Annotated in this window: 20 protein-coding genes; all 20 read left to right on the top strand. The window is 59.6% G+C overall.

Annotated elements, in window-relative coordinates; translation table 11 throughout:
• The first annotated feature begins 145 nt into the window (after positions 1–145).
• The 20 genes from RMO95_RS02475 (at position 146) to RMO95_RS02380 (ending at position 25102) form a co-directional block, all read left to right on the top strand.
• Entirely contained in the window at positions 146–1210 is a 1065-nt protein-coding gene (locus RMO95_RS02475; RefSeq protein WP_310449003.1) for an FkbM family methyltransferase, read from the top strand.
• 59 nt (positions 1211–1269) lie between these two features.
• Positions 1270–2667, top strand: a complete 1398-nt coding sequence (locus tag RMO95_RS02470) for a hypothetical protein (RefSeq protein ID WP_310449002.1) — start codon at positions 1270–1272, stop codon at positions 2665–2667.
• Between the two features lie 5 nt (positions 2668–2672).
• Positions 2673–4013, top strand: a complete 1341-nt coding sequence (locus tag RMO95_RS02465) for a DUF4910 domain-containing protein (RefSeq protein WP_310449001.1) — start codon at positions 2673–2675, stop codon at positions 4011–4013.
• On the top strand, positions 4010–4657 hold the full coding sequence (hisH, locus tag RMO95_RS02460; RefSeq protein WP_310449000.1) for an imidazole glycerol phosphate synthase subunit HisH: 648 nt from the start codon (positions 4010–4012) through the stop codon (positions 4655–4657). The genes RMO95_RS02465 and hisH overlap by 4 nt, the downstream gene beginning before the upstream one ends.
• The gene (locus tag RMO95_RS02455) at positions 4654–6720 is read left to right on the top strand and encodes an N-acetyl sugar amidotransferase (RefSeq protein ID WP_310448999.1); all 2067 of its coding nucleotides are present in this window, start codon (positions 4654–4656) and stop codon (positions 6718–6720) included. The genes hisH and RMO95_RS02455 overlap by 4 nt, the downstream gene beginning before the upstream one ends.
• A complete protein-coding gene (locus RMO95_RS02450; RefSeq protein ID WP_310448998.1) occupies positions 6721–8550 on the top strand; it encodes an ABC transporter ATP-binding protein in 1830 nt (609 codons plus the stop codon).
• Between the two features lie 57 nt (positions 8551–8607).
• Positions 8608–9648, top strand: a complete 1041-nt coding sequence (locus RMO95_RS02445; protein ID WP_310448997.1) for a class I SAM-dependent methyltransferase — start codon at positions 8608–8610, stop codon at positions 9646–9648.
• Between the two features lie 26 nt (positions 9649–9674).
• Positions 9675–10610 carry a class I SAM-dependent methyltransferase gene (locus RMO95_RS02440; protein ID WP_310448996.1) on the top strand — a complete coding sequence of 312 codons (936 nt, stop codon included), beginning with the start codon at positions 9675–9677 and terminating at the stop codon, positions 10608–10610.
• Between the two features lie 25 nt (positions 10611–10635).
• Positions 10636–11334, top strand: a complete 699-nt coding sequence (locus tag RMO95_RS02435) for a class I SAM-dependent methyltransferase (RefSeq protein ID WP_310448995.1) — start codon at positions 10636–10638, stop codon at positions 11332–11334.
• 11 nt (positions 11335–11345) lie between these two features.
• Positions 11346–13226, top strand: a complete 1881-nt coding sequence (locus RMO95_RS02430; RefSeq protein WP_310448994.1) for an asparagine synthetase B family protein — start codon at positions 11346–11348, stop codon at positions 13224–13226.
• Positions 13227–13315: 89 nt separating this feature from the next.
• Positions 13316–14203, top strand: a complete 888-nt coding sequence (locus tag RMO95_RS02425) for a class I SAM-dependent methyltransferase (RefSeq protein ID WP_310448993.1) — start codon at positions 13316–13318, stop codon at positions 14201–14203.
• Between the two features lie 6 nt (positions 14204–14209).
• Positions 14210–15217: an N-acetylneuraminate synthase family protein gene (locus tag RMO95_RS02420; RefSeq protein WP_310448992.1), complete on the top strand. Its 1008-nt coding sequence runs from the start codon at positions 14210–14212 to the stop codon at positions 15215–15217.
• Positions 15218–15229: 12 nt separating this feature from the next.
• Entirely contained in the window at positions 15230–16384 is a 1155-nt protein-coding gene (gene neuC / locus RMO95_RS02415) for a UDP-N-acetylglucosamine 2-epimerase (RefSeq protein ID WP_310448991.1), read from the top strand.
• A gap of 11 nt (positions 16385–16395) precedes the next feature.
• Entirely contained in the window at positions 16396–17085 is a 690-nt protein-coding gene (locus tag RMO95_RS02410; protein ID WP_310448990.1) for an acylneuraminate cytidylyltransferase family protein, read from the top strand.
• Positions 17086–18738, top strand: a complete 1653-nt coding sequence (locus tag RMO95_RS02405) for a hypothetical protein (RefSeq protein WP_310448989.1) — start codon at positions 17086–17088, stop codon at positions 18736–18738.
• Between the two features lie 29 nt (positions 18739–18767).
• Positions 18768–19715, top strand: coding sequence for a class I SAM-dependent methyltransferase (locus RMO95_RS02400; RefSeq protein ID WP_310448988.1), 948 nt, complete (start codon positions 18768–18770; stop codon positions 19713–19715).
• A gap of 1 nt (position 19716) precedes the next feature.
• On the top strand, positions 19717–20664 hold the full coding sequence (locus RMO95_RS02395; RefSeq protein WP_310448987.1) for a hypothetical protein: 948 nt from the start codon (positions 19717–19719) through the stop codon (positions 20662–20664).
• A gap of 1 nt (position 20665) precedes the next feature.
• The gene (locus RMO95_RS02390) at positions 20666–21595 is read left to right on the top strand and encodes an NAD-dependent epimerase/dehydratase family protein (protein WP_310448986.1); all 930 of its coding nucleotides are present in this window, start codon (positions 20666–20668) and stop codon (positions 21593–21595) included.
• 31 nt (positions 21596–21626) lie between these two features.
• Complete coding sequence (locus RMO95_RS02385; protein WP_310448985.1) at positions 21627–22961, top strand: glycosyltransferase; 1335 nt, start codon at positions 21627–21629, stop codon at positions 22959–22961.
• Positions 22958–25102 (top strand): bi-domain-containing oxidoreductase, encoded by a 2145-nt coding sequence (locus RMO95_RS02380; RefSeq protein ID WP_310448984.1) that lies wholly within the window; start codon positions 22958–22960, stop codon positions 25100–25102. The genes RMO95_RS02385 and RMO95_RS02380 overlap by 4 nt, the downstream gene beginning before the upstream one ends.

Below are 25102 nucleotides of genomic sequence, written 5' to 3'. Positions count from 1 at the left end.
TTGCTGGATGCAGGCTACCCTGTGGTGATGTCATGTATTACGGAAGCCTCAATAGAAGGGGGCAGATGATGGTCTTGGCGAAGAGAATCTTTCGAAGATGTTGGTTGGCGATTCAGCAGCAACTTGGGTGAGGAGATCGAAGGCAATGGCAGTATTCGGACGTAACACGAGCTTGGGCAAAACGATTGGCGAACTTGCTGCAAGACCGATCCTGGAGGCGAATGTGTCGCCTTTGATAGTCGACGTCGGTGCTCGTAACGGCATGTTCCTGCTTCCATGTGCCTACTCGGCAATGGCAACGCTCGTGGGGTTCGAACCGAATCCCGATGAGTATCGGAAGCTCGCGAAAGGCGAGACCGATATGCACTTTTGGGCTACGCAGAACGACCTCGATATCCCAAAATTCAGGGAAGAGCGCTACTTCGACTGCGCAGTTTGGGATCGCGAATGCTCACAGACGCTTTACATCACGCAGGGCCCCGGAGCCTGTACCCTGATGGGGCCGACGTTGCCGCTCATGAAGAATACCTATTTCCTCTATCCATGGGGGGATCATAGGCGGCGCCAGAGTGTCTATGACGTTCACACCCGCGTTGTCGAAGAACGCGAAATCCGGTGCAAGCCGCTAGATGCCCTGTTCGGAGCCGATGAGAAAATAGACTTCCTGAAGGTTGATGTCGAAGGAGGGGAACTAAAGGTCTTTAATGGTGCGCAGGCACTATTGGAACGCGGTCAGATTCTTTTCATCCAGGCCGAGTTCCAAGCATTTCCCTACTATCAGGATCATGCTGTATTCGGGGATCAACATGCGTTCTTGGCAAAACACGGCATGCGTTTGATCGACCTGAATCTGGAACATTCCCGCTACCGTCGCGGCGATGCTGACATTCCGGATGATTGCGGTCGATTGCCATTGTTCTCTGGCGATGCGTGGTTCATGATTGATCCAGATAGAAATGATTTGAGTCCCCTGGATCGACAGCGACTAGCCTTGGTGTTGCTGGCCTTTGGCTTCAATTCTCTCGCGCTCAGCCTCCTCATCGAAGCTGGACTATTGGCAGAAGTCGAATTGACGGCAATATGTAAGGCGATGGCGTCGAGTCCGGACAAAACGCGAAAGCGGCGGTTGTTGGACGCTTGGAATCGAATTCCGGTAGCGGCGTACGAAGTCTTTACCAAGTTGATAAGCCGGCTGAGGTTGCGCGCTTGACTCCAGTGTCGGTTTTGTTCGTATTTACTGCGGAATCCTATCATCGGGAGGCGGCACCGGTGATTGAGGAGTTCGTGCGCAGAGGGGCTAAAGTGGCGGTCCTGTTGGGCTTTCACTCCAATCATACTGAACCCATCGCGGAGACCTGTCGAAGGCAGGGCATCACGGTTGAGACAGTTCCAGTTGAAGCTGGATATGGAACGCTGGAGGCTTCAGTCGCTGCGACGGACCAAAATGAGGTTAGAAAGGGATTCATTGCAATCGCGTCGTCGCCAAAGATGACGGTCCTTCGGGCCTGGATACGGAAAGCCGGCCTGGCGCGATTGTTCAGTTTGCCCTTGCATATCGCGAAGTGCATAAAAAGGCGCCGCATTGCAGATGACATTATCACAAGGCATCAGCCCGACGTAGTGGCTATGGGTTCCTACCATAGCTCCGGACAAATCGACAATGCCATATCTCGTGCCTGCAAACGGCAATCGGTACCGACATATTGCATTCCGAACTCGCCATATCTCGGAACGCTGACGCTGCGGGTTGGCCGCTTGAATCACCTTGAGCAGGGCATGGCTTCCCAAGTAATCCGAGTCGGATACGACCCAATCAATCGTATGCTCGGATGGCTTTTCCCATCATGGACAAGTGTACTTCCCGACGGGAGTCGAGTCTTCTATTGGGATCCTATGACGATGCTGGCAGCGACCCTGACCGGACTGCAAATGAACCGACTGTGGTTAAAGCCATCGCTTGATTTCAGGAAGGTGTTTGTCCACTCGGAGTATTCCCGCGGACTGTTGTTGCGCGACGGCTATCCGGCGGATCGGATTGTGGTAAGTGGTCCGCCGCTTCTTGATTCCGTTGTGGAGAAAATTGGCGATTCATCGAAAGAAGATGCGATGTACTCGCATATCAATCTGCCGGTCGGATCACCATTCATCTTGTTCAATGTTGAACCATCGGCCGAACACAACTATTGCGATTGGAGTCGACATTGGCGGCAGTTTCACGAAACCATGGCGCAAGTGGTTGAGTCTGGTCTGCCTGTGGTCTTGTCGCTGCATCCGTTGTGCGTTTTGGAAAACTACCGATTCGTGGAAGCACAATACGGGGTGGTTATTTGTACGGCTTATCGTATTCACGATCTTTATCCTTACTGTGCAATTAGTGTTTCCTTCCCGTGTTCAACAAATTTGCTTGCGCTGACATTCGAGAAGCCCCTCGTCATTTATGATCATTTTGGAATACTGGGCCGGGATGAAGAGAGCAAAATCCTCAACAGCATTCCGGGGGCCCTCATTGCTGAGTGCGCATCGGAAATTCTCCCGAACATTCGGGCCTTGCGCGAAATGCTGGCAGCTCCAGACACTGTCCGGCAACGAAGTTCGACAGGCCGCCGGGCGACAGAAATCATAATTTCATCGATCCAATCAGACCTGTCAGATGCCGGTGTGAGGTAACACCAATGCTCCAATTAGTTAATGAGTTGTGCAAATTTTCCACAGGTGTTGTCGCTGACCAGAACGCGCCGCTTTTCGAGCGCATCGGCCGGGAGCTGCCCTTGCGGATGTTTCGCTTTGCATCTGGCGACGCCTATAACGGCTGGCAGGTACCGAACAACTGGCGCGTCAAACGGGCAAAGCTCTATCGGGATGGTGTCGAGGTTTTCGACGGCACGGCCAATACGCTCGGCGTTGGCTACTACTCGAAGTCGTTTTCCGGCGAACTCTCCTGGGATGAATTGCGCCCGCATCTGGTCACCAACCCGAACCAGCTCGAGGCCTACATGTTCCACTGCGTCTGGCAGTACCGGCCGTGGGACGCAGATTGGGTGTTCTCGATGCCTTACCGGGTCTTCAGAGATCTTGGCCCCGGCCGCTACCGCGTGGAACTGGAAACGGAATACGAGCCGGGCGAAATGCTGGTTGCCCATGCGGAGATCAAGGGGCGCAGCGACAAGATCGTCGTGTTCAACTCCAACACCTGCCATCCGCACATGGCCAACGACGGGTTCGCCGGTACCACCGTGCTGATCCGCTTGATGCAGTGGCTGGCAACGCGCGACAACCATTACACCTACCGCCTTGTGCTCGGGCCCGAGCATCTGGGAAGCGTGTTTTATCTTCGCGACCTGCCGGCCGACGAGGTGGCACGCATGGTCTGCGGCGTCTTCGAGGAAATGCCGGGCACCGGCGGGGCGGTGAAGGCAACCAGTACGTTCAAGGGCGGGCACAAGCTGGACCTCGCTTTCGCCAACGCCCTGAAGCACCATGCGCGGGACTACGCCCTGGTACCCTGGCGCAAGGGCGCAGGTAACGATGAGACGGTGTGGGAGGCTCCCGGGTACGAAGTTCCCTTTGTCGAAGTGACGCGTTGCGAGGATCAATTCGCCCCTTATCCCGAGTACCATTCCAGCCTCGACACGCCGGAGCTGATGATTCCCCGGCAGTTGGACGAGATGCTGGAGGTCTTGCGGCAGGTGGTCTTGACGCTGGAAGGCGACGCCACCGTGCAGCGAACCTTCAACGGCCTGATCTGCCTTTCCAATCCGGCTTATGACTTGTACATGGAGCGCCCCGATCCGACGGTGACCAAGGACCTGGACGCCGATGCGGAAAAATGGGGTCATTTGCTCGACTGCCTGTTCCGGTACATGGACGGAAACATGACCATTCTCGACATCGCTGAACGTCACGACCTGCCTTTCGATCGACTGTTGCGCTACCTGCGCCGCTATGAGGAGAAGGGTCTGGTGCGCCTGACGTTCTCCGAGTGCACCCGACCGGAATCGGTGCGCGTGCCATGAACAAGCCCCGGTCCGTATTGAGCATCATCGACATCGGAATCAGCAACATCGGGTCCGTGGTCCGGGCCTTCCAGCGTCTGGGGATTCAACCGGAACTCGTCGCCGATGCGACGGCGGTGGAAAGTGCGCACGCCATCGTCCTGCCGGGCGTCGGCGCCTTCGGTGACGGCATGGCGGCACTCAGGGAAAAAGGGCTGGTGGAACCGCTGCGCGAAGCGGCGCGGGCCGGCAAGCCGATTCTCGGCCTTTGCCTTGGCATGCAGTTGCTGGCCGACTCCAGCGAGGAATATGGCAGCCACACGGGGCTCGGGATCATTCCGGGCGCGGTGGTCAAGCTCAAGCCGGGTGTCGGCGAGCGGGTTCCGAACATCGGCTGGTGCGATGTCCTGCCCCACGACGGCACGCGTCTGTTCCACGATTTCGCGGCAGGCACGCCGCTCTATTTCGTCCATGGCTACCACATGATCTGCGCGAATCCGGGCCACGTTGCCGCGACCATGTCGTTCGGCGGCGGACAAGCGACGGTTGCGGTGGAACACGGCAACGTGTTCGGCATCCAGTGCCATCCGGAGAAGAGTCAGGACGCCGGTCTCGGCATACTCGATGCATTTGTCTCCATCGCAACGGAAAGCGCCGCATCATGAACCGGCCGCGTCTCATACCCTGTCTCCTGCTCAAGAACGGCGTCATCGTGCGCAGCCAGTTGTTCAAGGTGCATCAGGTGATAGGCAATCCGATGAGCACCGTGGAACGCTACTCGCACTGGAATGTGGACGAGCTTGTCATCCTCGACATCAGTACCGGCAATGCGGGACACGACCTTCGTCGCGACGACATCCAGCAGCGCTACGAGGGCGATACGGTGCTCGACGTATTGCGCGAGGTGGCCAAGGTCTGCTTCATGCCGCTCACCTTCGGCGGCGGCATTCGCAGCATCGACGACATCGGCGCCCGGCTCGCCGCAGGCGCCGACAAGGTCACGATCAATACCGCGGCCATCGACGATCCGTCGTTTGTTTCGCGCGCGGCGGAGCGTTTCGGCAGCCAGTGCATCGTCGTTTCCATCGATGCCCGCCAGGACAGCAGCGGCGCTTACGAGGTCATGGCCGACGGCGGCAAGCGCCCGACGGGCATGACGCCGGCCGACTGGGCGCGCCGCGTCGAAGAACTCGGCGCCGGCGAGATATTTCTCAATTCCGTCGACCGCGATGGCTCGGGGATGGGATACGACCTCGATCTCGTCCGCTCGGTGACCGGCGCGGTGACCATACCGGTCATCGTCTGCGGAGGGGTCGGGCAATACGAGCACTTTGCCCCTGGGGTTCTCGAAGGCGGCGCGAGCGCGATTTCGGCGGCGAATATCTTCCACTTCTTCGAGCTCAGCTATCCGCACGCAAAGCAGGCCTGCATCGACGCGGGGGTAGCCCTGCGGCCGGTCGGTCTCGGCAGCCGCTACCTTGTGCGCGAGCCGGAGTACGACATGGAGCGGGAGATCGCCCGGCATGGCGAACGGCTTCGCCAGGCACGCGATGGCGACTATGTCGCGGCAAGACCGGAGAGCGCGGGACGTCGCCACCACATCCGCTGGTGCACCAGTTGCGTCTACCCCTCCATCAGCGCGGCGCCGATGGAGTTCAACGACACGGGTGAATGTACCGGCTGCCAGATGTCCAAGGTGAAGGCGACGATCCCCGGTTCCGAATGGGAACGACGTCGGGAACTGCTGCGGGAGATCGTCGATCGCTACCGCAGCCGGGATGGCGCGCGCCACGATTGCGTCATCGCCGTGTCCGGTGGCAAGGACAGCTATTTTCAGACCCATGTCCTCAAGCACGAGTTCGGCCTGAACCCGTTGCTGGTGACCTACAACGGCAACAACTGGACGCCGGTCGGATGGCGCAACATGCTGCGCATGAAGGAAGTCTTCGATTGCGACCATGTGATCGTGCAACCCGCGGTAAAGAACCTGGTCAAGCTCAACCGTCTGGCCTTCGAAATCATGGGCGACATGAATTGGCATGCCCATGTGGGGATCATGACTGCACCGGTTCGCGTGGCCGCACAGTACGGCATTCCGCTGGTGTTCTATGGCGAGCACGGCTACCTGGACCTGTGCGGCCAGTTCTCGATGGACGACTTCCCCGAGATCAGTTATCGCGACCGACTCGAACACTTTGCCCGCGGCTACGAGTGGAATTATTTTGTTGGCCGCGAAGGGCTGCGGAGTGCCGACATGATTCCCTGGAAGTATCCCGACGACGAACAGCTTTTCGACCTGGGGCTGCGCGGCATCTTTCTCGGAAATTATGTTTACTGGGAAGGCAATGAGCACACGAAGATGGTGATCGAGCGCTACGGCTTTGAAGTGAATAACGAGCCGTTCGATCGCACCTACCGGACGATGTCCAACCTGGACGACATGCACGAGAATGGCGTGCACGATTACCTCAAGTACGTGAAATTCGGCTACGGGCGCGCCACCGACCATGCCTGCAAGGATATTCGCGCGGGCCTCATGACCCGACAAAAGGCCGTGGAAGTCGTCAACCACTACGATCCCATCAAGCCCCGCGACCTGAAGCGATGGCTCGAGTACGTCGGAATGACGGAAGACGAGTTCGACCGGATCGCGGACACGTTCAGGGATCCACGGGTATGGCGCATGGAGAACGGTACCTGGAAGCGGGACATGCTGGATGCGAATTGAATGCTGAATCACATCAAGGATTCCCTCGCGCTGGCCAACGAACGCGAAAGGTTTTTGCTGTTGGTGTTGTTCGTCGTCAATTTGGCCGGCGCGATTCTCGAGGCCGGCGGTGTCGGCCTCGTCTATGTGTTCCTCAAGGCGGTACTGGAGCCGGAAACCCTGGGTGGTCTGGATCTGTTTCAGAAACTCCACGGCTGGCTGGCGATCGAGGAACGACACGTGTTTTTCGCTGTCATGACCATGTTCGTCATGACGGTGTTTCTGGTGCGGATCGCCATCCAGTTCGTTGGCACCTGGATGATGCTTGGGATGCGCAAGAAGCTTCAGACGCGAGTGGCCGGCGTGCTTTTTTCCGGCTACATGCGTGTGCCATACGTTCGCCACCTGTCATCGAAATCGTCCCAGTTGATGAACAACGTGACGGCCAATGCCGGTGCTGCCGTTGCCCAATGCACGATGGGCCTCGTGGAGATCGCGAGTTCGGTGATTCTGGCTGCCGTGTTCGTCGTCACGCTTCTGGCGGTAAAGCCCGTTGAAACGCTGGTCGCTGTGATCGTCATTGCGGTCCTGGCGATCGTTTACTGGCGCGTGATGCACGAGCGATTGGTCCTCTGGGGCAGGCGCATGATGCGTGCCAACGAGGGGGTCTATGCCGCCGTCGGCGAAACGGCTGCCGCAATCAAGACAATCAAGGTCAATGGGGTCGAAAAGGCATTCGAAGAAAGATTCGGCGCGCTTGTCGAGGAGCAGATGAGCCTAACGGTCAAGAACGGACTCGCGCAACAGACTCCACGCCTGGTCCTCGAATCGGTGATCGTTGTCGGCGTATTCGGGACCATGTTCAGCATCTTTGCCGTCGGAAAAACAGTTCAATCGATCATTCCGACAATGGCCTTGTTCGGCATTGCCGCATTGCGCATGGCGCCGGCTTTTGTCCGCATCATCGCCGCGCTGCAGTTGTATCGAAACTCCACTCCGTGCCTCGAGGCAATACTGCCGGACTATCGCGAATTCGAATCTGGACACCGGGAAAACCTGGATGACGGAACGCCTCCGTCGAGACCGCTTGTGCTCGATCGGTCGATCGAGCTCGAGAATGTTGTCTTCCGGTACGCGGGCACCGACTCGCGCGCGCTCAATGGAGTCGACATCGAGATTGCCAGCGGGCAACTCATTGGCTTTGCGGGGTCTTCCGGATCGGGAAAATCGACAACGGTCGATATTCTGCTGGGCTTGCTGGAACCTACCAGCGGCAGCGTTCTGATCGACGGCGAGCCTCGTCTGCCTGTCGGCAAGTCCGGGCAAAAGGGCCTGTTTGCGTATGTCCCCCAGGAGCCGTTGATACTTGACGACACCATTCGCAACAATGTTGCTTTCGGAGTGAAGCCCGCGTTGATCGACGATGACAGGGTCTATGAAGCACTCAAAGGCGCGGCGCTCTACGATAAGGTGGCCGGCTTGCCCGGACGGCTGAATTCAGCCCTGGGAGAACGGGGCAATGCATTTTCGGGCGGGGAGCGCCAGCGCCTTGGCATCGCCCGCGCGCTCTATCTCGATGCCCCCGTGATCATTCTCGATGAGCCGACAGCATCGCTGGACGCCACGACGGAACACGAGGTTACCGAGGCGATCCGGAAACTGCGCGGCAGCAAGACCATTGTCGTCATTGCGCACCGCCTAAGTTCGATCTTTCACTGCGATACAATATACTTTTTTGAGGATGGAAAAGTTGCCGGACAGGGCAGCTTCAATGAGCTGACAAGCGATCTGCCTGCGTTTCGCAAGATGGTCGAGCATCTCCGGTGTGGCGACGCGCCCGCCGTGCAATGACATCCAACTCCCTGACGGCACAGGTATTCTGCCATCTTTGAATACTATCCTTGAACAATGACCGATCAAGTTACCGTCGCTGTGTCCGAGGCTGCGCTTGGCCAGCCGCTGAGCGAATCCGAGCTCTGTCCGGATGATCTGCTGAAGGAGCAGGAGGCTGCATTCGAGCGGGACATCGCCCGAATGCATGCGCGCGCTGCGGAGTTCGTGGCAGTGTCCTGTCCGGCCTGTGGCGGGACCACGTACGCTCCGGCGTTCGAAAAATACGGCTTCACGTTTTGCCTCTGCCAGTCCTGCGGGACGATCTACATGTCGCCGCGCCCGTCAGAGGCGGTCATGGGCGACTACTATGCCAATTCGGAGAATTACGCCTATTGGGCAAAACATATTTTCCCGGCGTCCGAACAGAGCCGGCGCGAAAAGATCCACAAGCCCTGGCTCACGAGAGTGCTCGACTACTGCGAGGAATTCCAGGTTCCGCGCGGCTTGCTTCTGGAGGTCGGCCCCGGCTTCGGAACTTTCGCCTCGGTAGCGACGGAATCAGGTGCCTTTGTCCGTGTGGTGGCTGTCGAACCGACTCCTGAACTGGCTCAGGCATGTCGGGATCGTGGCGTCGAGGTCATCGAGAAGCGGATCGAAGACCTTGGCGACGAATGTAACAATGCCGATGTGGTGGTCGCCTTCGAGGTGGTCGAGCATCTGTTCGAACCCCGTCGCTTCCTGGAGGGCATCAAACCGAGAATGGCTCGCGGCGGACTTCTGGTGTTGTCGTGTCCGAACGGTCAGGGTTTCGACATTGCCATGCTCGGTGCCGGCGCCCTGGCCGTTGATGCTGAGCACGTCAATCTGTTCAATCCTGGCTCGCTTGCACGCCTGTTGGCCGACAGTGGTTTCGAGGTTCTCAAGATGCTGACGCCGGGCCGGCTGGACGCGGAATTCGTTCGCGAGGCGGCATTGCAGGGGAAGATCGCTCTCGATCCCTTCCTGCGCCGAGTGCTTGTTGACGAATGGGATGAGCACGGCTGGCCGTTTCAGCAGTTCCTTGCCCAACAGGGACTGTCCTCACACATGTGGCTGGTGGCCAGGTTGCCGTCCTGACGCCAATGACAGGATCGACTCCGGACATGAACGTGAAACCGACATCGTCTGATCGCGAGCGCGAGCGCGTGGAGCAGGCCGTGCGTAACTGCTATTCGACGTGGGGCGAACGCTACTACGACGAGTACTACAAGTCGGATGCGGCCTATCCGCCTGTTCACACGGATATCGTGCGCACACTGCTGCAAAACGCCGGGGCGCGTACCCTGCTCGATGCGGGATGCGGTCCGGCGTCGATGCTGCGCGACCTGGTCGACCTGGGACTGGATCTTTACGGTTTCGATCTCACGCCCGAAATGATCGCCGAGGCGCGACGGGTTCTGTCTGTTCACGGCATTGCTTCGGATCGGATCTGGACGGGCAGCGTGTTGGAGCGGGGTTCCTTTCTCGGCGCGCCTGACGGACGGAAAGACTACGACGCCGGCATCTGCTTCGGCGTGTTGCCTCATGTGCCGGACGGCAGCGATGCCGCGGTTATCGGTAACTTCATGACTGTCGTGCGTCCCGGCGGACTCGTTGCGATCGAGGCACGAAACGAGCTGTTCTCCCTGTTTACCCTCAATCGCTACAGCAGCGGCCTGTTCAGGAACCGTCTGATCGATTCCGATGGGCTGCGCGCTGCTGCCGGTGATGAGCGGGATGCGCTCGAACGGGCGCTGGACGATCTCGACAAGCGATTCAGGATGGATCTGCCACCGGTACGCAAGGGCTATGCCGACGAACCCGGCTACGACGAAGTTTTGTCGCGGACCCATAATCCCTTCGAGATGCGCGCCCTTGCAGAGCGTCTGGGACTGATCGATGTCCGGATCCTCTTCTATCATTTCCATGCGTTGCCGCCCATGCTTGAGAGCGCGGTTCCGAAGCTGTTCCGCCGCGCGAGCATTGCGATGGAGAATCCCGAGGACTGGCGTGGCCATTTCCTTGCATCGGCCTTTATCTTGGTAGGCCGGGTTCCGTGAAGATTCGGACAATCGGGCCGGCCGCATGAAGGTGGAGTTCAACGACCGTGGTTTTGAAAGCCACAACATCTGGCGGCACAGCGCCATCGTCCGCGAGCTTTACCGGAAGCGGGCGCGAGGCGAAGCCGAGGAGATGACGTGCGCCGCCCAGGCCGCCGAGCTTCTGACGCCATTTATTCGTCCGGGAGACAGTATTCTCGATGCGGGATGCGGCAGCGGCTATTTTTTTCACTCGCTTGCGGCGAGGGGCCTTGATGCCGAGTATCACGGTTTCGACGCGACGGCCGAACTGATCGAGCTCGGACGGAACGAGCTGCCGACTTTCGGTCTTCCAGTCGACCGGCTGCGTGTTTGCCGCCTCGAGGATTTTCAGGGTGCGGCAGACCATGTTCTGTGCATGAATGTCTTGTCGAATATCGACAATTTCCACCGCCCGCTGGAACGCCTGCTGCTGGCGGCGCGCAAGACCCTCATATTGCGCGAGTCCATCGCCGATGTCGGACACTGCCACTACGTGGTCGACGAATATCTTGATCCAGGAGTGCGCCTGAAGGTTCACGTGAATACCTATGCACGACGGGAGATCGTGCCTTTCATCGAAAGCTACGGCTTCGAGGTCGAGGAAGTCATCGACCGTCGCACGATGGGGGCGACCGAGATGGTGATCGGCTATCCCCACGCCTGGACTTTTCTGCGGGCGGTCCGCTCCGCACCCTCTTTGTAGATACTGCCAAAATGTCCCGAATATCTGGTCTGTTTTCCCCCTACGACGTGGCCGCCGTACCGGCCAGGGTCGAATCCATGTTGCAGGTTCTTCCTGGATCCATAGTCAGTTGCACGAACGGCGGCAACGGCGCTCTCGGCTGGAAAGGGCACCGGACGGGTACGGGCGGCGCAGGAATGCACGAGGGCCTGTACCTTGCGATCGATGGGCGCATTCTGAATGCCCGCGAACTCCGCACGGGCATGGGCGAAGTGCCGGATGGCGATCTCGCCTTGCTCGTGGCGCTCTATCGTCGCCATGGATTCGAGGGGATGCTCGAGCGGCTCGTCGGCGATTTCGCCGTTGCCATTTACGAGCCCAATGAAGGTGTCTTGTCGCTGGGACGCGACCGCTTCGGTGTCAAGCCGCTCTATTACTCGGAGCTTTCGGGCGGCGGTTTTGCGTTCGCCTCTCAGCCGCGTGCACTGCTGGCACTCGGCATTCAGCCTGACATCAACCGCGGTTTTGCCGCCCGTTTCGTCGGCCTGCATTATCGAACCTTCGACAACGCGCCGGAGGAGTCTCCCTACGCGCATATCCGGCAGTTGCCCGCAGCACACTGGGTTCGCCTGGCGCCCGGCGGTGTCCGGCAGTGCCGGCCATACTGGACGCTGACACCGCAACCGGAATGGACTGGCGACGAAGAAGCCCTGGCCGAACGCTACCGGGAATTGCTCATGAAGTCGGTTTCCCGCCGCGTGAATGCGGCCGAGCGACCGGCGTTTACCTTGTCCGGCGGCCTGGATTCGTCGTCGGTCCTGTGCTGCAGCAGCGTGATTCAGAACCGCAAGCAGGTGGCGTTCTCCAGTGTGTATGTAGACCCTACTTACGACGAGCGTGAAGAGATCAAGGACGTGGTGGTAGAGCGGGTGTCCGAATGGGTGCCGGTCGAGCTCGACGATGAAATAGACATCTTTGGAATCGTGTCCGACATGGTGCGGGTGCATGACGAGCCGGTGGCAACGGCGACATGGCTGTCCCACCACCTCCTGAGCAGGATCGTTGCGGAACGCGGGCATACGGCATTGTTCGGCGGGCTCGGTGGCGATGAGCTCAATGCGGGCGAGTACGAGTACTTTCCGATGTATTTCGCGGACCTCAGGGTGCGCGGGCAGGAGGAACTCCTGGCGCGCGAAGTCGATGCATGGGCGCGCCATCACGACCACCCGATTCATCGCAAGAACCGCCAGGTGGCCGAGCAAATGATGGCCGGCATGGTCGATCTGCAGAAGCCCGGCCGGTGCCTGCCGAACCTGGAGCGCATGCTGCGCTACGCTGATGCGGTGCGAGCCGACTATTTCGACCTCGGCGAATTCGCCCCGGTCATGGATGCGCCGTTTCCCAGCTACCTGAAGAACCGCACTTATCAGGACATGTTGCGGGAGACGCTGCCTTGCTGCCTGCGCGCCGAAGATCGTCAATGCACGGCAGTGGGGCTGGAGCACTTCGACCCCTTTCTCGATCACGAGCTGGTGGAGTTCATGTTCCGGGTACCGGGCCAGCTACAGATACGAGACGGCGTTACCAAGCAACTCCTCCGCAGGGCGATGCGCGGCGTATTGCCGGAACCGACTCGGACGCGGGTCAAGAAGACCGGATGGAATGCGCCGGCACACCGCTGGTTCGGCGGACCGGCACTCTCCGCGTTGAGGGATATGGTGACTTCCGATCGATTCAGGAATCACGGGGTGTTCGATCCTGTCCGGGTATTGGCCCTGATCGATGATCACGTTCGCATTCTCGAAAGCGGAACGAATCAGGAGAATCACATGATGTTCCTGTGGCAAGTACTGAATGTAAGTTTGTGGCTGGATGGTGTGCATGCGGCCCCCCAAAATTCCGGGGGCGCATGATTGCTCGTTTTCCTGCTCCGGGAAGCAGCCTGCAGCGGGCACAAATCGGATTTCTCGAAGTTCTGACCAGGCAATGAAAGCATTGGCAAATGATGGCCTTGAACAATAGCCCCGATACCTGCGCCATCTGCGGCGGGGAGCTCGGCGACACGGTTTTGGTACACGACAGGCCGGATCGTTTCGAGCGTGCCGCAGGGGTATCCGAAGCAGACTATCGTCGTGCGTGGGCCGGTTGTCGCTCCTGCGGCAGTGCGACGAACCTGCAGCAACCCGAGAATCTGCGCAAGCTGAGGAGTATCGCTGCCCAGTATTACGAAGTGGACTTTTCGGGTTCGGATATCGGAGCGAAGTATTCGCTGGTAATGAACCTGCCTCCGAACAAGTCGGACAACGCCGGGCGAGTAGACAGAATCATTGCGGCCTTGAAGCGGTGGGACTCGTTGCGATCCGCCAAAGACGCCTTGTCGGTTCTGGACATCGGCGCGGGTACGGGCGTATTCCTTTCACGGTTTCTTGCCCAAGCCTCTGGCGATTGGCGTGGCGTTGCTCTGGAACCGGACCCGAATGCGGCTGCCCACCTGCGTTCGCTGGGGCTTTGCGAAGTCAGGCAGGAGCTGTTTGCGGGCCAGCCGGAGTTGAGTGGCTTCAAGTTGCTGACCCTCAACAAGGTTCTCGAGCACATTCAGGATCCGAAGGCGTTTCTTGAACAAGTCGCACGCGCCATCGATCCTGCGGAGGGGCTCATTTACGTCGAGGTTCCGGATGTGATGACAATCGGCCGGCGGCCTCCGACCGACAATATCCTCGGAGCTTTGCACTGTCATTTGTACAGTCCGGCCGGCTTGATGCATTTGCTTGATCGGGTGGGCCTTGTGGCGCTTGATATTGGCCACGTCTTCGAACCCAGCGGGAAGCTGACCGTATTTGCATTTGCGACAGGCGCGGAAGCGGCCGAGCGACTGGCAACCAGGGAGTGAGTAAAAGTGCCACAGATAATTGCTGAGATCGGCTCGGTCCACGACGGTTCATTCGGAAACGCGCGCAAGCTCGTGGAACTTGCCGCGGATTGCGGCGCGGACGTCGTAAAGTTCCAGACTCATATCGCAGAAGCGGAAACCCTGGCCGACGCACCGATGCCCCCGTATTTCAAAGGTGAGCCGCGGCTCGACTATTTTCGTCGCACCGCATTCACCGAGGCGCAGTGGGGCGATCTGAAAGCGGCCTGCGCGGGCCTGGGCGTCACCTTTCTCTCGTCGCCATTTTCACTGGAGGCGGTCGACCTGCTGGAGCGGGTCGGCGTCGATGCCTACAAGATACCGTCCGGTGAGGTCACCAATCGGCCGCTGCTGGAAAAGGTCGCGGCGACAGGCAAGCCGGTGCTTCTTTCGTCAGGCATGAGCAACTGGGATGAACTCGATCGTGCCGTCGCGGCGCTGAAAGCGGGAGGGCCGGTTACCGTGCTGCAATGCACTTCAGCCTATCCGTGCCCGCCGGAACGCGTCGGCTTGAACGTCATCGAGGAGATGAAGGCCCGTTACGGGCTTCCGGTAGGATATTCCGACCATACGGAGAGCTGTGCAGCGGCCTTTGCCGCCGCCGCCATGGGGGCGACGGTCATTGAAAAGCATCTGACTTTTTCGCGCAGGATGTATGGCAGCGATGCGGCCAATGCCATGGAACCGGAAAGCTTCACAGCCTATTGCGCGGGTCTGAAAGAGATCTGGGCGATGCGGGCTTCGCCGGTCGACAAGGGAAACATTGAGCCATTCCGCGACATGAAGCGGATCTTCGAGAAAAGCATTGTCAGCTCGCGGGCTCTGAAAGCCGGTCAGACGATATCCATGGGCGATCTGTGCTTCAAGAAGCCGGGCGACGGAATTTCTGCAGCCAATTACCGTGAGTACATCGGTCGTGTCGTCACGAAGGATCTGCCCGCCGACCACAAGTTCAGCGCTGACGAATTCGGCGCCTTGGCATCTGCATCGAAGTAGGGACCAGCAAAGATGAAAAAAATATGTACCGTGATTGGATCGCGAGCGAACTACAGTTCGATCAAATCCGCAATGCGCGCAATACTCCGGCACCCTGATCTGGATCTGCAGGTTGTTGCCACGGCTTCGGCGGTCCTTGACCGCTACGGCCAGGTGGTCAACCTGATCGAGCGGGACGGCTTTGCGATCGATGAACGATTGCATATCCTGATTGAAGGCGAAACGCCGGCGACCATGGCCAAATCGACCGGTATCGGCCTGATCGAATTGCCATCGGTATTCGAGCGGCTCAAACCGGATGTGGTGATTACCGTCGGCGACCGCTTTGAGACCATGGCAACCACGCTGGCCGCGGCCTACATGAACATTCCGGTGGCACACACCATGGGCGGTGAGGTGTCGGGAACGATTGACGAAAGCATCCGGCACGCCGTAACCAAGTTTGCCCACATCCACTTTCCCGCCAGCCGCGACGCGGCCGAGCGCATCATCAAGCTTGGCGAACGGCCGGAGATGGTTTTCCGCGTCGGCTGTCCGAGAATAGATCTGGTGGCGGAAATCCTCGGGCAGGACGGCGACGGTCTGGACAGTCATCTGTTCGACCTTGGCGTCGGCGACAGGATTGACCTCAAGACTCCCTTTGTTATTGTCAGTCAGCATCCGGTTACTACCGAATATGGTGACGGGGAGCAGCAAATCACGGAGACCCTGAAGGCGGTGCGCAAACACGGAATCCAGGCCATTGTGCTTTGGCCGAACGCCGACGCGGGTTCCGAGGACATCGCTCGCGGCATGCGCAAGTGGCGGGAACACGCCCAGGCCGAGAACATGCATTTCTTCAAGAATCTGCCGACCGAGACGTATATCAAGTTGATGAAGCGGACAGCGTGCCTCGTCGGGAACTCGTCGAGCGGCATTCGCGAAGGCGCGTTCATCGGGACGCCCGTAGTGAATATCGGGAGCCGACAGACAGCAAGGGAACGCGGAAGCAATGTCATGAATGTGGGTTCGAATGCCGCCGATATCGCAGATGCCCTGGCGGCGCAGATTCCCCATGGACGTTATCCCATGCAGGATATTTATGGGGACGGCAAGGCCGGCGAGAGAATCGCTGAAACGCTGGCGGTTCTGGGGCCGGTGAACGTTCAGAAGCAAATCACCTACTAGAGCTACCGGAGATGCGTATCCTGGCGGTGATTCCCGCGCGAGGCGGTTCGAAGGGTATTCCTCGCAAGAATATTCTTCCGCTCGCCGGACGTCCGCTGATCGCCTACTCCATCCTGGCAGCGCAAGCCGCAAGAAGTCTCGACCGAACGGTCGTGTCAACCGACGATGAGGAAATCGCCGCGGTAAGTCGTGCCCTGGGTGCGGAGGTACTGATGCGCCCGGCGGCCCTTGCCGATGACCAGGCAGGTACTCGAGAAGTCCTGCTTCATGTCGTCCGCGAAATCGAAAAGACAGGTTACTTTCCTGACGCCGTAATGACCCTGCAGTCTACCTCTCCGTTGCGTACCGCTGCGCATATTGACGATGCAGTGGCCCTCTTCGAAGCGGATGCCACGGCAGACAGCCTTGTCAGTTGCATTCCGGTGCCGCACATATTCAATCCCTGCTCGGTAATGCGCAAGACCCCGGCAGGTTACCTCGAGTCGTTTCTCGACGCGCCGCAGCCAACTCGTCGACAGGACAAGGAGCCGGCCTATGCGCGCAATGGGGCGGCGATTTATATCACTCGCACTGGACGATTGCCGGAGTTCGTCTTCGGCGGGCGAATCCTTCCCTATTTGATGGACGAAGAGTCATCCATCGACATCGATACCCCGGCAGATCTCGTCGCGGCCGAGCGTCGGCTCCGGGAGCGCATTTAGTTGAATAGGGTTCTGCAGCTTCCCCGTCGCGCGTGGCGTCGGGCTCTGCTCGAAATCGACGCCTTGGCCTGGCGGCGGATGCTGTCAGGTCTGCGTACCGAGGCACGACCCGCATCTCGTGGCCGGGTTCTTGTTTGCGACCTGTTCACAATGATTGGGACCGCAAAGGTCGAGTCGCTCATCGCTGGCTGTTTGTCGCAAGAAGGTCTTCGCGCGACCGTGTTGTTGCCGCGCCGGGAGCCCATCCTGGAGCGTCTCTATCGGGCGGCATGCCCTGACGTCGAGTTCGCCTATTTCGACAAGTACCTGGCAGCGGTTCAGCGTGGGCCGGTCGAGGCAGAGGCGGAGCGGCTCATGGAGCACGCTGCGACGACATCTGACTTGGCGGGAATCGAGCGGGCAGGTGTGCGGATTGGCCGCAATGCGCTTTCCAAGGTGCTTCGCATTCGTCGCGAAGGCCGCCTCGACCTTGCCGACCAGGGTGTCCGTTCGCTCGTACTGGGGACACTTGCGGATTCGATCCAGGCAGCGGATGCAGCCACCATGTTGGTCTCGGAGGTGAAGCCTGCCCGAGCTCTGTTCAATGAACGCGGCTATACCCCGGCGGGAGAGGTGTTCGATGCCTGCCTGCTTTCCGGCTGCGACTCAATTCAGTGGTTCGGCGCTCCACGACCTGATTCCCTGATGTACACCCGCTATCGCCTTGAAAACAGGGCGATGCATCCGATGGCCTTGTCTCCCGCGACTTGGGCGAAGCTCAAGTCTCGTCCGTGGACAGAAAAAAACGATCAGGCGGTAATTGCGACGATTGATGCAAATTACCGGGATGGAGGTTGGTACAACCGTCAAAAGCTACAGGACGGAAAGAAGCGGTTGTCCGTGGATGAAGTTCGCCAACTCCTTACGCTTGATCCCGCCCGCCAGACAGCAGTGATCTTTGCCCACATTCTGTATGACGCAACGTTCTTTTACGGGGAAAGTCTTTATGACGATTATGAGCAGTGGCTGGTCGAGACGGTTCGGCTGGCAATCGCCAACCCCCGGATGAACTGGATCGTCAAGGTTCATCCGGTGAATGTTTGGCGTTCGCAAATGGATGGTGCGCCGCTGGAGCAACTTGAAGTGCAAGCGCTGACGCGGGCTTTCGGCAAGTTGCCGGATCATGTCAAGATAATGCCTGCGGATACGCCCATCAACACGGCCTCTTTATTCGACGTTGCGGACGTCGGTCTGACGGTAAGGGGAACAATTGGCATGGAACTACCCTGTCTCGGGATTCCCGTAGTCACTGCGGGTACCGGCCGATATTCCGGCCTTGGCTTTACCATCGACCCCGGATCCCGTGAAGAGTACGCACAGGTGCTTTCCGCGCTGCACCTGCAGCCCAGGCTAGATTCGGAATCGAGGAGTCTTGCCCGCCGGCATTACTACGGGGCGCTCACCCTTCGCCCGCTTCCCATGCGCTCGTTTCTCCTCGACTTCAACGCCAACACCTATGGATTGAGAGACTTGGCACAGAATACGCGGACTGTGCCTGTCAGTGCATGGCAACCAGGAGAGGATCTGCGAACCCTTGCCGCCTGGATAGCGAATGACGCAGTGAGCGACTTGTTGCAGGACGAGCCGCGTGCATTCCCGGAGAACGATCGATGATATCTGCTTCAAGGCAAGAAAGTGTTCCAGTGACGGAAGCTGTTGAAGGCATGCAGTGCCCGTTATGTCATGGAAATAGTGTGGAGATTCATCGGACGCTGGCCCCGTCCGTCCTGGTGAAGCTTTACCGCGAAACGCTCGGTATCGACGTGGGCGATCTGTTTTCGAATGTCGCCAATTTATCCTCGTACCGGTGCAAGGATTGTGATTTCCGCTTCTTCTACCCCGCTATCACCGGACCAGAGAGCTTTTACCAGGCACTGCGGGACCATGGATGGTATTACATCAAGGAAAAGCAGGAGTTTCTGATCGCCGCGCAAGAGATCGGCCAGTCGGACAGCGTGCTTGACATCGGCTGTGGAGACGGTAATTTTTCAAATTACATCGGCGCGGAACATTATGTCGGTTTGGAGCTGTCCGGTGCAGCGGCAGCCGAGGCCCGCGCGCGCAACCTGACGGTTTTCTCCCAGACGGTCGAGGAGTATTCAGAGCGGCAACCGGCGTCTGTCGATGTCGTTTGCGCATTCCAGGTCCTGGAGCACGTGGCCGACCCAAAGAGTTTCCTTGACGCAAGCATACGGTGCCTGAAACCCGGCGGTCGTCTGATAGTTTCGGTCCCAAGTGCCGACTCGTTCCTTCGATTCGCAATCAATAACATTCTGAACTGCCCTCCGCATCATGTTTCATGGTGGAGCGACGAGGCATTGCGCTCGATCGCGCGCATGTATGGACTGGAAATCCGAAAAATCTTCAACGATGTCTTGGCAGAGGAGCATTTGGAAGGTTATCTGAATGCGCTGGTGATCCGGGGCCTGGACGCGAGAAAGCAAAGAATCGGTCTGGTCGACGATTCGTTCAGACTTCGCGTCTACAGCAAGATTGCAGCCATGCTGATGCCGATGCTGCGAAGGGGGCTTGCACCTGTGGAAATGCGCCCTCGCGGACACTCGACCACGGTAGTGTTTTCGCTTCGATAACATGATTGTTTACACAACATTGTTCGACAGCGGCTATCTGGATCGGGCGATTGCCCTGACAAGATCCTTTGCTGAGCACAACATTGACGATGTGCTGCTTCTCGGGTGCATGGATACGGCTTCCGCCGCGGCGTTGGCAAAGATGGACCTGCCGGGAGCGAAAGTGCTCGGCCCTGACTCCTTCATTTCCGGTGAGTTGCTCGCCTTGAAGGATGGACGCAATGTCGCGGAGTTTTGCTGGACGACCAAGCCATTCCTGCTGTCGCATGCCCTGGACGCCTACCCCGATGCCGAGTGGGCCGCCTACCTGGATGCCGACTCGCTGATCTTCGGTCAGATTTCACCGGTGCTGATTGGCCGGAATGAATTTGACTGCGTGTTTACACCGCACAATTTTTCCCCGACTTTTGCTGAATACGAAGCGACGGCCGGACGATACAACGCGGGATTTGTCGCATTCCGGAATAGTGAAGCCGGGAGGGCGGCCCTGGTCACTTGGCGTGGGCTTTGTGCCGGAGCGGTCAGCTCGTGCCCGACGGACGATGCGTACGGGGACCAGAAGTATCTTGAGCAGTTGGTGGAGCAGTTTCATGTGGCGCCGGGTGTCGTGCATAAGGGGCTGAATGTTGCTCCCTGGAACGTCGGACGCTATTGCTTTACGCAGAAGGGGAAGCAGGTTCTTGTCGATGGCGAGGAGCTATTGTTCTTCCATTTTCAGGGTTTCCAGCCGGTCACACACCGGTTGTCGCTGATGTACAGGGGCGCCTATCCGCTGCCCGCGGCGGTGGAAAAACTGGTTTACCGCCCTTACCTGGCTGCCCTCGGCAATGCTCGTCGCATGGCTGGGCAACATGGCGTGCAGCATCTGCTGAAATTCCCAGGGTTCCGCAAGTCGCTACGCGCGTTGTGGGGCGGCCGCGGGAACATTGCCTTGATCCTGCGAGACTGAAGTGAAAGTCTGCGTCATCGGTGGAGGCGGTTTCATTGGTCAGTGGCTGGTGCGCCAGTTGCTCGCGCGTGAAGACGCGGCCATCGTAATTGGCCGCTCGCCACGTCCGCCGGGCCTGCCCGCCGAGGTCGAGTACATACGTGCTGCCTACGATGCAAGAAATACCCTGGTCGAGGTGCTGGCTCGCGTTGATGCGATTGTCCATCTGGCATACGCAACGGTTCCGAGCACCAGCTTTTCCGACCCGATCCATGACCTGATTGCCAATGTGCCACCTACGGTCGCGCTTTTCCAGCAGGTTGCTGCCGCGGGTATCGCGCGGATTGTTCTCGTGTCGTCAGGCGGCACTGTCTACGGCAATGTCGCCAGTCTGCCGATCCCGGAGAACGCGCCGACCAACCCCATTTCGCCGTACGGAATCACCAAGCTGACCATTGAACGGTATGCCCAGATGTACCACGCCCTACTGAAACTTCCCGTGGTCATCGTGCGGCCGGGGAATGCCTATGGCGTGCGATGCGACGGCGGAACAGGGGGCGGTTTCGTCACGGCTGCAGTCAGGGCCGCAGCTTGCGGGCAGCCGCTGCAGATCTACGGAGACGGCAGTGCGGTGCGTGACTACGTTCATGTAAGCGACGTTGCTGCCGGGATCGTCGCCGGCCTGACAGAAGGCGTTGTCGGCGCTACATACAATATCGGCACCGGCATCGGGTACTCCAACAATGATATTTTGCGCCTCGCTGGCATCGCGACCGGGCAAGACCAGAGCCATACCGTGGTCCGCTACTTGCCATTCCGCGGCTTCGATGTGGCTGCCAACGTGCTCGACGCCACGCTTCTCAACAGGGCTACCGGGTGGGTACCGAAAATGTCGATCGAAGCCGGAATCGAGGAACTGCGCCGGGCATGTGTGTGCCCCGTAGTTTCCTGATTGCCGGGCCAGGCCGAGGGCATTTCGTCGCATGAACGATTTTCCCCGCGTACTTTTTGTCACCCCCGTTGCCTTCAATCGCATCAGCGGCGGGGGAATTACGTTTTCCAGTCTGTTTCGGGGCTGGCCGAAGCAGGCCTTGGCGACGGTGCACAACGATCCGGAACCCACTCTGGATGAAGTGTGCGAACGATACTTCGTCCTCGGTGCGGGGGAACTGGATTTTGCTCCGCCGTTCGACCATCTGCGTCGTCGTTATCGGGCTGCAAGCGCTGTGTCCGCTTCAGTCCCAGAAGCTGCCGCCGCAGGCCGGATCGAGATCGCATCGCGCATGAAGAGCATGGCGCTGCGAATCCTCGGCGACAGTTTTCCCGAAAGGGCCCGCCTGACTCCGGAACTGGAACGCTGGATCGCCGATTACCGCCCCCAGGTGCTCTACACGATTCTCGGCTCCAACGGCATGATGAGCCTGATCGAGCAGATCAGACGCCGGTTCGAACTTCCCCTGGTGGTGCATGTCATGGATGACTGGGTGGCTGCCAATCATCGCAGGGGTTTGCTGGGGCCGTGGCAGCAGCACCAGATGCAGCGGTGGATGCAACATTTCATGTCGATCGCCGATCAGTGCCTCGGCATTTCGCCGGCGATGTGTGACGCCTATGGCAAACGTTACGGGCGCATATTCCAACCATTCCAGAACACCGTTGATCTGGCCCGGTGGAGCCCCTTTGCCAAAGCCACGCTGGCATCCGGTTCGCCGGCGGATTTGCTCTACGTCGGTTCGATCTTCCCCAATGCCCAGCTCGAATCGCTGGTCGATTGCTGTCATGCCGTGGCAAGGCTCAATGCCGAGGGTTTCGCGGCGACCCTCACTATTGCTACTCCGCGCGATCACGCCGCGCGCTACGGGGGCCGCCTCGCAATCGACCCGGCAGTTCGCATCGAGCCGCCAATCGAAGACGACGAGGCCTTTTTTCGTCGTATCGCCGCCGCCGATGCGCTGCTCTTGCCGGTAAACTTCGACCCGGAGAGCGTGCGATTCATCCGGTATTCCATGCCGACCAAGGTGCCTGCCTATCTTGCCGTCGGTACTCCGGTTCTCGCCTACGGTCCGGCAGCCACTGCGCAAATCGACTATGCGCTGAAAGCCGGCTGGGCCGAAGTGGTCGATCGGCGCGATCCGCGGGATCTTGTCGAGGGCTTGCGCCGGGTGATCACCGATATGGAGTTGCGCGTACGCTTGTCGGCCGGCGCCCGCGCCGCGGCAGGGCGCAACCACGATTCGGCGCGTCTTCGTGCCGAATTCGGGGATGTTCTGCGCGTCAGCGCGGCAAAAGCAGTGCAAAAGGGAGTGAGCAGACAGTGAAACAGGTGCTAATCCGCCACGGCGGCGTTGCAGTCGAAGAGGTCCCGGCGCCGGTTGCAGAGGCGGGTCATGTGCTGGTGCGTCTCGAGTATTCCTGCATTTCGGTAGGTACGGAGATGAGTGGTGTGCGCACCAGCAACCTTCCCCTCTGGAAGCGCGCCCTGCAGCGCCCGAAGGACGTCATGCAGGTGATCGACCGGGTGCGCAGCCATGGGCTGGCGGAGACCCGCGATCTCGTCAAGGCGAAGCTGGAGGAAGCCCATCCCCTCGGCTACTCGGCGGCCGGCGTCGTGATCGAGGTGGGAGCGGGAATCGATGACATTGCGGTGGGTGACCGTGTTGCCTGTGGGGGCTCGCAGAGCGCCTACCACGCCGAGATGGTCGCCGTGGCGCGCAATCTGGTGGTGCGGGTTCCGGACGGAGTCTCGAGTGCCGATGCATCCACCGTGACGCTTGGCGCTATCGCCCTGCAGGGCGTTCGCCGCGCCGCTCCGACCCTGGGCGAGACGTTCGTGGTCATCGGTCTCGGCATTCTCGGCCAGCTTACCCAGCAATTGCTGCATGCCAACGGTGTGCGGGTGATCGGCCTCGACCTCGACCGCAGGCGTCTCGATCTGGCCCTTTCTCACGGCATGGCGGCGGCTTTTCATCCCGATGACGGAAAGGTAGCCGACCACGTCGCCCGGATGACCGATGGCTATGGTGCGGACGGCGTCATCATCACAGCCGCGGCGGCTTCCAGCGACATCGTTGCCACCGCCTTCCACTGTTGCCGGCGCAAGGGAAGGGTGGTGCTGGTGGGCGACGTGGGTCTCGATCTGCAACGCGGTGACTTCTACGCCAAGGAGCTGGACTTCTTCGTGTCCACTTCCTACGGGCCGGGCCGATACGACCGCACCTACGAGGAAGCGGGGCTCGATTATCCGCTCGCCTATGTGCGCTGGACCGAGAACCGCAACATGCAGGAATGCCTGCGCCTGATGGACGACGGGCGGCTCCGAATTGCGCCGCTGGTCGAAGCCGTGCATCCTGTCGAGCGTGCAGGCGACGCCTATCAGGCGTTGCAGACAGGCGATGCCCGGCCGTTGGCATTGCTGCTTTCCTATTCCGGCAGCGATGAAAGGCAGCCGCTGCGGTCTGTTCCCAATCCGGGCGCCAGAAGCGGCCGAGCCGATGCCTTGCGTCTTGCCGTGCTCGGTGCCGGCGGCTTTGCGCGCGGCACCCTGATCCCGATTGTCGCCGCAATGCCCGAGGCATTCAGTCTGGCCGGGGTGGTCACGCGCCAAGGCCACAATGCAATGAATGTCGCCCGCCAGTTCGGCGCCGGCTTCGCCTCGACGGACTACCGTACCGTGCTGGCCGATCCGGCAGTCGATGCGGTAATGATCGCAACCCGTCACAACGCGCACGGTCCGATGGTGCTGGAGGCGCTGCAGGCCGGAAAACACGTCTTTGTGGAAAAGCCGCTGTGCCTGACCCAGGCGGAACTCGACGCCATCCGCGGCTTCTACGAGGCTGCCGGCGATGGCGCGCCTGTGCTGATGGTCGGTTTCAACCGGCGCTTCTCTCCTTACGCCGAGGCTCTGGCTCGGGCCACCGCCGGGCGCGCTGCGCCGATGATCATCAATTACCGGGTCAATGCCGGTTTCATTGCGCGCGACCACTGGGTTCAGGGTGTGGAGGGGGGCGGCCGCAACTTGGGCGAGGCCTGCCATTTCTATGATTTCTTTACCCGGCTGACGGACGCCCGCGTGCTGCGCGTCGACGTTGCGGCCATCGTTTCCGGTACCGCGCACTATGGGCCTAGCGACAACTTCGTCGCGACCCTGAGTTTCGAGGACGGCTCGGTTGCTACCTTGACCTATACGTCCCTTGGCGCGACGGGGCACTCCAAGGAGCGGATCGATGTCTATGCGGACGGCAAGGTGTTGAGCGTAGATGACTACCGGCGGTTCGAGGCGGTCGGCGCGCAAGGCATCAGGAACTTCGAAACCGCGCGGATGGAAAAGGGGCATCGAGAGGAGATAGCGGCCTTTGCTTCGGCCATCCGCAATGGCGGCGACTGGCCGATTCCGCTTTGGCAGCAACTGCAAGCGACGCAAGTGGCGCTTGACGTTGAAGCGCGTCTTCTTTCGGGCTAG

Origin of the sequence: Sulfuritalea sp., from assembly GCF_031426875.1 — a bacterium.
Lineage (GTDB): Bacteria > Pseudomonadota > Gammaproteobacteria > Burkholderiales > Rhodocyclaceae > Sulfuritalea.
This window is presented reverse-complemented; position numbering and strand designations above follow the sequence as displayed.

What these genes read in the sequence shown, in the direction of transcription:
- RMO95_RS02475 (WP_310449003.1), top strand. Translation starts at nt 146, where the DNA reads ATGGCAGTATTCGGACGTAACACGAGCTTGGGCAAAACGATTGGCGAA.
- RMO95_RS02465 (WP_310449001.1), top strand. Translation starts at nt 2,673, where the DNA reads ATGCTCCAATTAGTTAATGAGTTGTGCAAATTTTCCACAGGTGTTGTC.
- hisH (WP_310449000.1), top strand. Translation starts at nt 4,010, where the DNA reads ATGAACAAGCCCCGGTCCGTATTGAGCATCATCGACATCGGAATCAGC.
- RMO95_RS02455 (WP_310448999.1), top strand. Translation starts at nt 4,654, where the DNA reads ATGAACCGGCCGCGTCTCATACCCTGTCTCCTGCTCAAGAACGGCGTC.
- RMO95_RS02450 (WP_310448998.1), top strand. Translation starts at nt 6,721, where the DNA reads ATGCTGAATCACATCAAGGATTCCCTCGCGCTGGCCAACGAACGCGAA.
- RMO95_RS02445 (WP_310448997.1), top strand. Translation starts at nt 8,608, where the DNA reads ATGACCGATCAAGTTACCGTCGCTGTGTCCGAGGCTGCGCTTGGCCAG.
- RMO95_RS02440 (WP_310448996.1), top strand. Translation starts at nt 9,675, where the DNA reads ATGAACGTGAAACCGACATCGTCTGATCGCGAGCGCGAGCGCGTGGAG.
- RMO95_RS02435 (WP_310448995.1), top strand. Translation starts at nt 10,636, where the DNA reads ATGAAGGTGGAGTTCAACGACCGTGGTTTTGAAAGCCACAACATCTGG.
- RMO95_RS02430 (WP_310448994.1), top strand. Translation starts at nt 11,346, where the DNA reads ATGTCCCGAATATCTGGTCTGTTTTCCCCCTACGACGTGGCCGCCGTA.
- RMO95_RS02425 (WP_310448993.1), top strand. Translation starts at nt 13,316, where the DNA reads ATGATGGCCTTGAACAATAGCCCCGATACCTGCGCCATCTGCGGCGGG.
- neuC (WP_310448991.1), top strand. Translation starts at nt 15,230, where the DNA reads ATGAAAAAAATATGTACCGTGATTGGATCGCGAGCGAACTACAGTTCG.
- RMO95_RS02410 (WP_310448990.1), top strand. Translation starts at nt 16,396, where the DNA reads ATGCGTATCCTGGCGGTGATTCCCGCGCGAGGCGGTTCGAAGGGTATT.
- RMO95_RS02395 (WP_310448987.1), top strand. Translation starts at nt 19,717, where the DNA reads ATGATTGTTTACACAACATTGTTCGACAGCGGCTATCTGGATCGGGCG.
- RMO95_RS02385 (WP_310448985.1), top strand. Translation starts at nt 21,627, where the DNA reads ATGAACGATTTTCCCCGCGTACTTTTTGTCACCCCCGTTGCCTTCAAT.